The organism is Streptomyces sp. NPDC104831 (genome assembly GCF_055583025.1).
Map to the genome: position 1 here is coordinate 32,236 of NZ_JBVJOT010000062.1, position 9,924 is coordinate 42,159.

A 9,924-nucleotide genomic window follows, 5' to 3' on the forward strand; every position below is an offset into this window, starting at 1 on the left:
GGGGGCTCGTGGGGGGTTGGTTGTTTTCTTTGTGTTTTCTGTCTCCTCCCGTGCCCCCCCCCCCCCCCCCCCCCCCCCCCCCCCCCCCCCCCCCCCCCCCGGTGCGGTCGGCTCAGACGGCGAGCGCCTGGGCGCGGCGCTTCACCTCCGTGCCGCGATTCTCGCTCAGGGCCTGCGCGGGGGTGCCGGGCAGGGTCGGGTCGGGGGTGAAGAGCCACTCGATCATCTCTTCGTCCGTGAAGCCGTCGTCCCGCAGGAGCGTCAGGGTCCCGGTCAGGCCCTTGACCACCTTGTCCCCGTCGATGAAGGCGGCGGGGACGTGCAGCGCCCTGTTCTCACCCCGGCGTACGGCGATGAGCTGGCCCTCCTTGACCAGCTGCCGGACACGCGTCACCTCGACGCCGAGCATCTCGGCGATGTCGGGGAGGGTGAGCCAGGCGGGGACGAGAGCATCGATCTTTGCGTCAATCTCGGTCACAGCACCTAGGGTAGGCGCTCGGCGGGTGCGGCCGCGAAAGGTCGTCGGCCGGCCGCGGCGCCGTTGTGGCTGGTCGCGCCCCGTGCCCCCGTGGCGGCGTCAGCCGGCCGCGGCGTTCTTGAGCGGCCGGGCCGGGTCGGCCAGGGCCTCGGCGTCCATGGTCCGGCCCGCCTCGATCAGCCGGCGGCCCTGGGCCAGGTCGCGGGGACGGCCCACGGCCAGCAGGGCCACCAGGCGGTCCCCGTCGAGCCAGCACACCGTCCAGGACGGGCCCGCCGGGTCGCCGCGCCACACCATGCGGTCGGCCGCGGTGTGGTGGCCGGCGTACTGCACGAACCGGCCGAACTGCTCCGACCAGAAGTAGGGCACCGGGTCGTAGACCGCCGTCGCCTCGCCGAGGATGTCCGCGGCGACCGTGCGCGGGCCCTGGAGGGCGTTGTCCCAGTGGTGCACCAGGAGGCGTTCGCCGTAGCGGGCGGAGGGGAAGGACGCGCAGTCGCCGACGGCGTACACGTCCGGCAGGCGGGTGCGCAGCCGGTCGTCGGCGAGGACCTCGCCGTGCGCGCCCAGCTCGACGCCGGAGCCGGCCAGCCAGGCGGTGGCGGGGCGGGCGCCGATGCCGACGACGACGGCGCCCGCGGGCAGCCGGGTGCCGTCGGCGAGCAGCACCGCGCCCGGCTCGACGCGGTCCACGCGCGCGCGGGTGCGCAGGGCGATGCCCGCGTCGGCGTACCAGCCGGCCATGGGCGCGGTGACCTCGGCGGGCAGGGCGCCGGCCAGCGGATGGTCGGCGGCCTCCACGACGGTGACCGCGCAGCCGGCCTCGCGGGCGGCGGTGGCGAACTCGGCGCCGATCCAGCCGGCCCCCACGACGACGATGTCGTGCTGCCGGGCGAGGACGGGGCGCAGCCGGGCGGCGTCGTCCAGGGTGCGCAGGAGGTGCACGCCGGGCACGCCCTCGGCGCCGGGCAGCGTGACCGGTTCGGCGCCGGTGGCGAGGACCAGCACGTCGTAGGGCACCACGCCGTGCTCGGTGTCCAGCTCGCGCGCGGCGGGCCTGAGGGCCCGTACCTCGCAGCCGAGCCGCAGTTCGACGCCGAGGGACTCGAAGTCCACGTCGAAGGCGGAGCCCTCGGCGGTGCCGAGCAGCACCGCCTTCGACAGCGGCGGCCGGTCGTACGGCTGGTGGGGTTCGGCGCCGATGACGGTCACCGGGCCCTTGAAGCCCTGTTCCCGCAGGGCGACCGCGGTCTGCACCCCGGCCATGCCCGCGCCGACGACGACCACGCGCCGCTCCTGTGCCGTGTCCTCGTGCGGTGTCTGCTCGCTCACGCGATCACCATAGACACATGACGGAACGTCAGTCAGCGGGTGTGCTCGGTGACCTGCTCCACAACGCTGGTGCCGGAGCCCGGCGCGGACTCCCACTCCCAGGTCTCCGCCAGCCGCAGCCGCCCGTCCGCCAGCTCCTCCACCGTGGACACGCAGTGCCCCGAGGCGGTCGTCCCGTCGGTCCTGAGCTGTACGTACCGGAAGTCCAGCCGGTCCCCCTCGCGGGTGCCGACCAGATGGCCGCGGACGACGTCGCCGCCCGCGTAGTCGGCCCAGATCGCGCCGTCCTCCTCGCGGTAGGCGAACCTGGTGCGGGTGCCCACCTGGCCCGGGGCCTGGTCCGACACGGGGGCGAAGGAGAGTCCGTCGAGCGAACGGGCCATGAAGTGGGGCTCCCTTACGGGTGAGGAGGGCGGCGGGCTAGGGTGGCCACCGTACAAGCACTCGCGGGAGCCCGGACGACCGGGCTGAGAGGGAGGCTCGCGGCCTCCGACCGTACGAACCTGATCCGGGTCATGCCGGCGAAGGGAGGGGCTTACCGCCCATGTCGTCACGTACGTCCGACGTCCTCGTCATCGGGGGCGGGATCATCGGCCTGGTCACGGCCTGGCGCGCCGCGCAGCGCGGGCTCGCCACGGTCGTCGTGGACCCCGAACCCGGCGGCGGGGCCGCCCGGGTGGCGGCCGGGATGCTGGCCGCGGTCACCGAGCTGCACTACGGCGAGGAGACCCTGCTCGCCCTGAACCTGGCGTCCGCCCACCGCTATCCGCGGTTCGCGGCGGAGCTGACCGAGCTGACCGGCCACGACCTCGGGTACCGCCGCTGCGGCACCCTCGCCGTCGCGCTGGACGCCGACGACCGCGCCCACCTGCGCGAACTGCACGCCCTCCAGCAGCGCCACGGCCTGGAGGCGGAGTGGCTGTCCGGGCGGGAGTGCCGGCGCCTGGAACCGATGCTGGCGCCGGGGGTGCGCGGCGGGCTGCGGGTCGACGGCGACCACCAGATCGATCCGCGCCGGCTGGCCGCGGCCCTGGTCGTCGCCTGCGAACGGTCCGGCGTCGTCTTCCACCGGGTCCGGGCCGAGCGCCTGGACGTGGCCGGGGACCGGGCCGCCGGCGTGACCACGGCCGACGGGACCGCGCTCGGCGCGGGGCGGGTGGTGCTCGCCGCGGGCAGCCTGAGCGGGCGCCTCGCGGGCGTGCCGGCCGAGGTGCTGCCTCCGGTACGGCCGGTCAAGGGGCAGGTGCTGCGGCTGACCGTGCCGCCCCGGTACGCGCCGTTCCTGAGCCGGACCGTGCGGGCCGTGGTGCGCGGCGGCCAGGTCTACCTGGTGCCCCGGGAGAACGGCGAGCTGGTCGTCGGCGCCACCAGCGAGGAGCTGGGGTGGGACACCACGGTCACCGCGGGCGGCGTGTACGAGCTGCTGCGCGACGCCCACGAGCTGGTGCCCGGCATCACCGAGCTGCCGCTCACCGAGACCCGGGCCGGACTGCGCCCCGGCTCCCCCGACAACGCGCCGCTGCTCGGCCCGTCCGCCCTGGCCGGACTGCTGCTGGCCACCGGGCACTACCGCAACGGGGTGCTGCTCACCCCGGTCACCGGGGACGTGCTGGCCCACGCCCTGGTCACCGGCGAGCTCCCGGAAGAGGCGCGTCCGTTCACCCCCCGGCGCTTCGGTGCCGCCCCCATGGAACAGCTGGAGCAGCCCGCATGAGCAACTCCGTCACCATCTCCGTCAACGGCGAACCCCGCCGTGTCGCCCCGGGCACCGCGCTGGACGCGCTGGTCGGCACCCTCACGGCGGCGCCGCGCGGGGTGGCCGCCGCCGTCAACGAGACCGTCGTCCCGCGCGCGCGGTGGGCGACGACCGCGCTCGCCGAGGGCGACCGCGTCGAGGTCCTCACCGCCGTGCAGGGAGGCTGAGTCATGGCCGACGATTCCCTGGTCCTCGGGGACCTGACCCTCTCCTCCCGGCTGATCATGGGCACGGGCGGGGCGCCCAGCCTGGAGGTGCTGGAACGGGCGCTGGTCGCCTCCGGTACGGAGCTGACGACCGTCGCGATGCGCCGGGTGGACCCTTCCGTGCACGGCTCGGTGCTGTCCGTGCTGGAGAGGCTCGGCATCCGGGTGCTGCCGAACACGGCGGGCTGTTTCACCGCCGGGGAGGCCGTGCTGACCGCGCGGCTGGCCCGGGAGGCGCTGGGCACCGACCTGGTCAAACTGGAGGTCATCGCCGACGAGCGGACGCTGCTGCCGGACCCGGTGGAGACGCTGGAGGCGGCGGAGACGCTGGTCGACGAGGGGTTCACGGTGCTGCCGTACACCAACGACGACCCGGTGCTCGCGCGCCGGCTGGAGGAGGCGGGGTGCGCGGCCGTCATGCCGCTGGGCTCGCCGATCGGGTCGGGGCTCGGGATCCGCAACCCGCACAACTTCCAGCTGATCGTGGAGCAGGCGCGCGTGCCGGTGATCCTGGACGCGGGGGCCGGTACGGCGTCCGACGTGGCGCTGGCGATGGAGCTGGGGTGCGCGGGCGTGATGCTGGCGTCGGCGGTGACGCGGGCGCAGGAGCCGGAGCTGATGGCGGCGGCGATGCGGCACGCCGTGGAGGGGGGCAGGCTGGCCCGGCTGGCGGGGCGGATCCCGCGCAGGTATCTCGCCGAGGCGTCGTCTCCGGCCCGGGGGCTGGCGGTGCTGGACCCCGAGCGCCCCGCGTTCTGAGCGGCGCGGGCATCCGCCGGTCGCGTGTGCCGCGTCACAGGTCGGCTTCAGTACCGGTGCCGTCCGCGGCGGGCGGGCGGGGCCGCCGGTCGGTCCTCGTAGACTCGCCTGCGTGGATACGACCCTTCAGGACCCCCTCGTCGGGCAGGTGCTCGACGGCCGGTACCGCGTCGACGCGCGGATCGCGGCGGGCGGGATGGCCACGGTCTACCGGGCCCTGGACACCCGCCTGGACCGTGTGCTCGCGCTGAAGGTGATGCACCCGGCGCTCGCGGCCGACGGGGCCTTCGTCGAGCGGTTCATCCGGGAGGCCAAGTCGGTCGCCCGGCTGGACCACCCCAACGTGGTGCAGGTCTTCGACCAGGGCACCGACGGGTCGTACGTGTACCTGGCGATGGAGTACATCGCCGGCTGCACCCTGCGGGACGTGCTGCGCGAGCGCGGGGCCGTGCAGCCGCGGGCCGCGCTGGACGTCCTGGAACCGGTGCTGGCCGCGCTCGGCGCCGCGCACCGGGCCGGGTTCGTGCACCGCGACATGAAGCCCGAGAACGTGCTGATCGGCGACGACGGCCGGGTCAAGGTGGCCGACTTCGGCCTGGTGCGCTCCGTGGACACGGTGACCAGCACCACGGGCGCCGTGCTCGGCACCGTCTCCTACCTCGCGCCCGAGCAGATCGAGAACGGCACCACCGACCCGCGCGTCGACGTGTACGCGTGCGGGGTGGTCCTGTACGAGATGCTGACCGGCGCGAAGCCGTTCTCCGGACAGTCCCCCGCCCAGGTGCTCTACCAGCACCTGCACGCCGACGTGCCCCCGCCCTCCGCGCTGGTGCCGGGCCTGCCCGGGGCGCTGGACGGGCTGGTGGCGTCGGCCACCGCGCGCACCCCGGACCTGCGCCCCGAGGACGCGGTGGCGCTGCTCGCCGAGGCCCGTGCGGCCCGGCTGACGCTGACCGACGAGCAGCTGGACGCGCTGCCCCCGCAGGCGCTGACCGCCGGGCACGACAACGCCGAGGACCGTACGAGCGTGATCCCGCGCGCGCTGACCGTGCCGCGGCCCCGGCCGGTCGGCGAGGACGTCCCCGGGGAGGCCGGCGCGGACGGCGTGGTCCGCACCGCGCGGCTGCAGGCCCCGCCCGCGCCGCCCCGCCGGCGCCTGGCGCGGCCCCCGCGCACGGTGCTGGCGCTGGTCGTGGCCGTGCTGCTGGTGCTCGGCGTGGGCGCCGGGGTCTGGTACATCAACTCGGGCCAGTTCACCGAGGTGCCGCCGCTGCTGGCGAAGACCGAGGCGCAGGCGCGGGACCGGCTGGAGTCGGCCGGGCTGGACGTCGGCCAGGTCAAGCGCGCCTACAGCGACACCGTCGACCGGGGAACGGTGATCGGCTCGGACCCGGCGCCCGGCGGCCGGATACGGGACCACGGCAAGGTCACGCTGACCGTGTCGCTGGGCCCGGAGACGGTGAACGTGCCGAACGTGGAGGGGCAGCCCCTGGCGAAGGCGCGGGCGCGGCTGAAGGCGGACGGCCTGGAGCCCGGCATGGTCACCCGGGAGTTCAGCGACGACGTGCCGAAGGGCTCGGTGGTCCGTACGACGCCGGACGCGGGCACGAAGCGGCACGCGGGCTCGGCCATCGCGCTGACCGTCAGCAAGGGCGGCCCCGTCGACGTGCCGGACGTCACCGGCGACGACCTGGACAGCGCGCGGGAGGAGCTGGCGGACGCCGGGCTGAAGGTGAAGGTCGCCCCCGAGCGGATCCACTCCTCGGAGTTCGACGAGGACACCGTCGCCGCGCAGAGCCCGGACGAGGGCGGCGAGGCCGCCGAGGGCGACACGGTGACGCTGACGCTGTCCAAGGGGCCGGAGATGGTCGAGGTGCCGGACGTGGTCGGCGACAGCGTGGACGACGCCCACGCGGCGCTGGAGGACGCGGGCTTCGACGTGGACGAGGACCGCGGGCTGCTCGGGCTGTTCGGCGACACCGTGAAGAAGCAGTCGGTGGAGGGCGGCGAGACGGCCCCCAAGGGCTCCACCGTCAAGATCACCATCCGGTGACCGGTCTCACCGCGCAGCGCGGCCCCGGGCGGGGGCGGACATGACACCCTGAACGGGTGAGTCCCGTTCAGTCCCCCCTCCCCCGCAACCCGGTCGGCAGCCATGTCCCCGTGGCCGGCGGCCTGCACTCCGTCGGGCTGTCCTACGCCCGCGACCTGAAGGCGGAGACCGTGCAGGTCTTCGTCGCCAACCCGCGCGGCTGGGCCACGCCCGCCGGCAACCCGCGGCAGGACGAGGCGTTCCGCCAGGCGTGCGCCGAGGAGTCGATCCCGGCGTACGTGCACGCCCCCTACCTGATCAACTTCGGCTCGCACACCGAGGCGACGGTGGAGCGCTCGGTGGAGTCGCTGCGGCACTCGCTGCGGCGCGGGCGGGAGATCGGCGCGCTCGGCGTGGTGGTGCACACCGGGAGCGCGACCGGCGGCCGGGCCCGGGAGGTGGCGCTCCGGCAGGTGCGCGAGCACCTGCTGCCGCTGCTGGACGAGCTGACCCACGACGACGACCCGTTCCTGCTGCTGGAGTCGACGGCCGGGCAGGGCGCCTCGCTGTGCTCGCGCACCTGGGACCTCGGGCCGTACTTCGAGGCGCTGGACGCCCACCCGAGGCTGGGCGTGTGCCTGGACACCTGCCACGTCTTCGCCGCCGGGCACGACCTGACCGGGCCGAGCGGCATGCACCAGACGCTGGACCTGCTGGTGGAGACCGTCGGCGCGGGCCGGCTGAAGCTGATCCACGCCAACGACTCCATGGACGTGGTGGGCGCGCACAAGGACCGGCACGCGAACATCGGCGCCGGCCACATCGGCGAGGACCCCTTCCGGGCCCTCATGACCCACCCCGCGACCGAGGGCGTCCCGCTGGTCATCGAGACGCCGGGCGGCAAGGAGGGGCACGCGGCGGACGTGGAGCGGCTGAAGAAACTCCGCCAGACCTGACTGGGAATACCCCTAGGGGGTATATGGTTCCTGCTCGGTGCGGAACCACTACCTGACCTGGGGGCAGTCATGCGGCACGAGGCACACACCGGACACGGACACCACGAAGCACACCGGCACACCGACCACACAGGACACGCCGGCCACACGGGGCACGGGCAGCACGCCGACCACACCGGACAGGGGCACGGCGAGCATGCCGGACACGGGCACCACGCCCCCGCCGCCACCTGGTCCATGGCCGCCCAGGCCACCCTGCACTGCCTGACCGGGTGCGCCATCGGCGAGGTGCTGGGCATGATCCTCGGCACGGCGCTCGGCTGGGGCAACCTGCCGACCATGGTGCTCGCGATCGTGCTGGCCTTCTTCTTCGGCTACTCCCTCACCCTGCGCGGGGTGCTGCGGGCCGGCGTCGACTTCCGTACGGCCTTCCAGGTGGCGCTCGCGGCGGACACCCTGTCCATCGCGGTGATGGAGCTGATCGACAACGGGGTGATCCTGATCTGGCCGTCGGCGATGGACGCCATGCTGGGCGACGCGCTGTTCTGGATCTCGCTCGCCGTCTCGCTCGTGATCGCCTTCGTGGTCACCACGCCGGTCAACAAGTGGACGATCGGCCGGGGCAAGGGCCACGCGGTGGTGCACCGGTACCACCACTGAGCCCGGGCCACGCGCGGCCGGGTAACGACGCGGGACTTCAGAGCTCGGGGCCGTCCCCGGGCTCTTCCTGGTAGGAGTAGCGCTGCTCCTTCCAGGGGTCGCCGATGTTGTGGTAGCCGCGCTCCTCCCAGAAGCCGCGGCGGTCGGCGGTCATGTACTCCACGCCCCGGACCCACTTCGGGCCCTTCCAGGCGTACAGATGGGGGACGATCAGGCGGACCGGGAAGCCGTGCTCGGCGGTGAGCAGCTCACCGTCCTTGTGGGTGGCGAAGATGGTCCGCTCGGAGCAGAAGTCCGCGAGGCGCAGGTTCGAGCTGAAGCCGTACTCCGCCCAGACCATCACATGGGTGACGTCCGGCGCCGGCGGCGCGAGGTCGAGGACGGCGGCCGCCGGGACGCCACCCCACTCCGCGCCGAGCATGCTGTACTTCGTCACGCAGTGCAGATCGGCCACCACGGTGGTGTACGGCAGGGCCGTGAACTCCTCGTGGGTCCAGGTGTGCTTGCCGCCGTCGGCGGTCGCGCCGAAGACCCGGAACTCCCAGCGTTCGGGCCGGAACTTCGGCACGGGCCCGTAGTGCGTGACCGGCCAGCCCCGCTGGAGCCGCTGACCCGGCGGAAGCTCGGACCCCGCCGCCGCCCCAGACTCTCGCTCCACCGGTCGACCCATGCATCCATCCTGACAGACCCCGGGCAGTGCCCCGACCACCCACCCCCGAATGGGACAATCGCGTACAAGTCGGTGCGTATCTACTAAGTACTCACTTACTGGACGATCTTCCCCGCCGGTGCAATCATGCGGCGCTATCGGCCCGGTCCCCCTGGAAGGAGTCCACAGCATGCAAGGCGACCCCGAGGTCATCGAACTGCTGAACGAACAGCTGACCGCCGAGCTGACCGCGATCAACCAGTACTTCCTGCACGCCAAGCTCCAGGACCACAAGGGCTGGACCAAGCTCGCCCGCTACACCCGGGCGGAGTCGTTCGACGAGATGCGGCACGCCGAGGTCCTCACCGACCGCATCCTGCTCCTCGACGGGCTGCCCAACTACCAGCGGCTGTTCCACGTGCGGGTCGGGCAGACGGTGACCGAGATGTTCCAGGCCGACCGGCAGGTCGAGGTCGAGGCCATCGACCGGCTGCGCCGGGGCGTGCAGCTGATGCGGGAGAAGGACGACATCACGTCGGCCAACGTCTTCGAGGCGATCCTCGCCGACGAGGAACTCCACATCGACTACCTGGACACCCAGCTGGAGCTGGTGGACAAGCTCGGCGAGGCGCTGTACCTGTCGACCGTCGTCGAGCAGAGCCAGCCGGACTCCTCCGGTCCGGGCACGAGCGGCTAGGCCGCGTCGTCCAGTCGCACGAGGGCCGGGGCGTGCTGCTCGATCAGCTCCCGGCGCGGGCAGGCGCCGCGGCCGAGCAGGGCCTGGATGCGCCGGACGCAGCCGCCGCAGTCCGTGCCGGCCTTGCAGGCGGAGGCGATCTGGCGCGGGGTGCAGGCGCCGTTCTCCGCGTGCTGCTTGACCTGGTCCTCGGTGATGCCGAAGCAACTGCAGACGTACACGCGGGTTCACCTCCCCGAGGGGTTCGCTGTTCGGTGCTCTCCCCGTTCCGGTGAGGCAAACCTAACCTTACCCATGCCGTGGCACCCGGAAAAGCGGCCGGGGGGGGGGGGGGGGGGGGGGGGGGGGCCAGGGGGGGGGGGGGGGGAGTGGGTGCGTGGGTCTGGGTCGCTCTTCCCC

The 9,924-nt window shown here is 73.8% G+C and carries 12 protein-coding genes and 1 riboswitch; of the genes, 7 read left to right on the forward strand and 5 right to left on the reverse strand.

Annotation, left to right across the window (positions count from 1 at the left end; all coding sequences use genetic code 11):
- Positions 1–112 precede the first annotated feature (112 nt).
- From ACZ63H_RS32045 to ACZ63H_RS32055, 3 genes are all read right to left on the reverse strand, one after another.
- Entirely contained in the window at positions 113–478 is a 366-nt protein-coding gene (locus ACZ63H_RS32045; protein WP_324783747.1) for an Rv2175c family DNA-binding protein, read from the reverse strand.
- Between the two features lie 99 nt (positions 479–577).
- On the reverse strand, positions 578–1,810 hold the full coding sequence (locus ACZ63H_RS32050; protein ID WP_469871115.1) for an NAD(P)/FAD-dependent oxidoreductase: 1,233 nt from the start codon (positions 1,808–1,810) through the stop codon (positions 578–580).
- 32 nt (positions 1,811–1,842) lie between these two features.
- Positions 1,843–2,193: an avidin-fold protein gene (locus ACZ63H_RS32055; protein ID WP_469871117.1), complete on the reverse strand. Its 351-nt coding sequence runs from the start codon at positions 2,191–2,193 to the stop codon at positions 1,843–1,845.
- A gap of 53 nt (positions 2,194–2,246) precedes the next feature.
- Positions 2,247–2,357, forward strand: a riboswitch (TPP riboswitch).
- Here ACZ63H_RS32055 and thiO point away from each other — a divergent pair.
- The 6 genes from thiO to ACZ63H_RS32085 all read left to right on the forward strand — a co-directional run bounded on the left by thiO (position 2,355) and on the right by ACZ63H_RS32085 (position 8,179).
- Positions 2,355–3,524, forward strand: coding sequence for a glycine oxidase ThiO (gene thiO, locus ACZ63H_RS32060; RefSeq protein WP_469871119.1), 1,170 nt, complete (start codon positions 2,355–2,357; stop codon positions 3,522–3,524). Its footprint overlaps the riboswitch before it by 3 nt.
- Entirely contained in the window at positions 3,521–3,733 is a 213-nt protein-coding gene (gene thiS, locus ACZ63H_RS32065) for a sulfur carrier protein ThiS (RefSeq protein WP_469871121.1), read from the forward strand. The genes thiO and thiS overlap by 4 nt, the downstream gene beginning before the upstream one ends.
- Positions 3,734–3,736: 3 nt before the next feature.
- Positions 3,737–4,531, forward strand: coding sequence for a thiazole synthase (locus ACZ63H_RS32070; protein WP_469871123.1), 795 nt, complete (start codon positions 3,737–3,739; stop codon positions 4,529–4,531).
- Positions 4,532–4,643: 112 nt separating this feature from the next.
- Positions 4,644–6,584 (forward strand): Stk1 family PASTA domain-containing Ser/Thr kinase, encoded by a 1,941-nt coding sequence (gene pknB / locus ACZ63H_RS32075; RefSeq protein WP_469871125.1) that lies wholly within the window; start codon positions 4,644–4,646, stop codon positions 6,582–6,584.
- A 56-nt stretch (positions 6,585–6,640) separates the two neighbouring features.
- On the forward strand, positions 6,641–7,519 hold the full coding sequence (locus ACZ63H_RS32080) for a deoxyribonuclease IV (protein ID WP_469871127.1): 879 nt from the start codon (positions 6,641–6,643) through the stop codon (positions 7,517–7,519).
- A gap of 69 nt (positions 7,520–7,588) precedes the next feature.
- Positions 7,589–8,179: a DUF4396 domain-containing protein gene (locus ACZ63H_RS32085; protein WP_469871129.1), complete on the forward strand. Its 591-nt coding sequence runs from the start codon at positions 7,589–7,591 to the stop codon at positions 8,177–8,179.
- Positions 8,180–8,216: 37 nt separating this feature from the next.
- On the opposite strand, the gene ACZ63H_RS32090 is transcribed toward ACZ63H_RS32085, so the two are convergent.
- Entirely contained in the window at positions 8,217–8,849 is a 633-nt protein-coding gene (locus ACZ63H_RS32090; RefSeq protein WP_469871131.1) for a sulfite oxidase-like oxidoreductase, read from the reverse strand.
- Positions 8,850–9,018: 169 nt separating this feature from the next.
- Here ACZ63H_RS32090 and bfr point away from each other — a divergent pair, with 169 nt between their 5' ends.
- Positions 9,019–9,525 carry a bacterioferritin gene (gene bfr, locus ACZ63H_RS32095; RefSeq protein WP_469871133.1) on the forward strand — a complete coding sequence of 169 codons (507 nt, stop codon included), beginning with the start codon at positions 9,019–9,021 and terminating at the stop codon, positions 9,523–9,525.
- Here bfr and ACZ63H_RS32100 read toward each other — a convergent pair.
- Positions 9,522–9,746, reverse strand: coding sequence for a (2Fe-2S)-binding protein (locus ACZ63H_RS32100; protein WP_469871135.1), 225 nt, complete (start codon positions 9,744–9,746; stop codon positions 9,522–9,524). The genes bfr and ACZ63H_RS32100 overlap by 4 nt on opposite strands.
- Positions 9,747–9,924: the final 178 nt, after the last annotated feature.

Bases quoted from the DNA above. Each gene is read 5' to 3' on its own strand.
- thiO (WP_469871119.1), top strand. From the start codon at position 2,355: ATGTCGTCACGTACGTCCGACGTCCTCGTCATCGGGGGCGGGATCATC.
- ACZ63H_RS32090 (WP_469871131.1), bottom strand. From the start codon at position 8,849: ATGGGTCGACCGGTGGAGCGAGAGTCTGGGGCGGCGGCGGGGTCCGAG.
- ACZ63H_RS32070 (WP_469871123.1), top strand. From the start codon at position 3,737: ATGGCCGACGATTCCCTGGTCCTCGGGGACCTGACCCTCTCCTCCCGG.
- bfr (WP_469871133.1), top strand. From the start codon at position 9,019: ATGCAAGGCGACCCCGAGGTCATCGAACTGCTGAACGAACAGCTGACC.
- ACZ63H_RS32055 (WP_469871117.1), bottom strand. From the start codon at position 2,193: ATGGCCCGTTCGCTCGACGGACTCTCCTTCGCCCCCGTGTCGGACCAG.
- thiS (WP_469871121.1), top strand. From the start codon at position 3,521: ATGAGCAACTCCGTCACCATCTCCGTCAACGGCGAACCCCGCCGTGTC.
- ACZ63H_RS32085 (WP_469871129.1), top strand. From the start codon at position 7,589: ATGCGGCACGAGGCACACACCGGACACGGACACCACGAAGCACACCGG.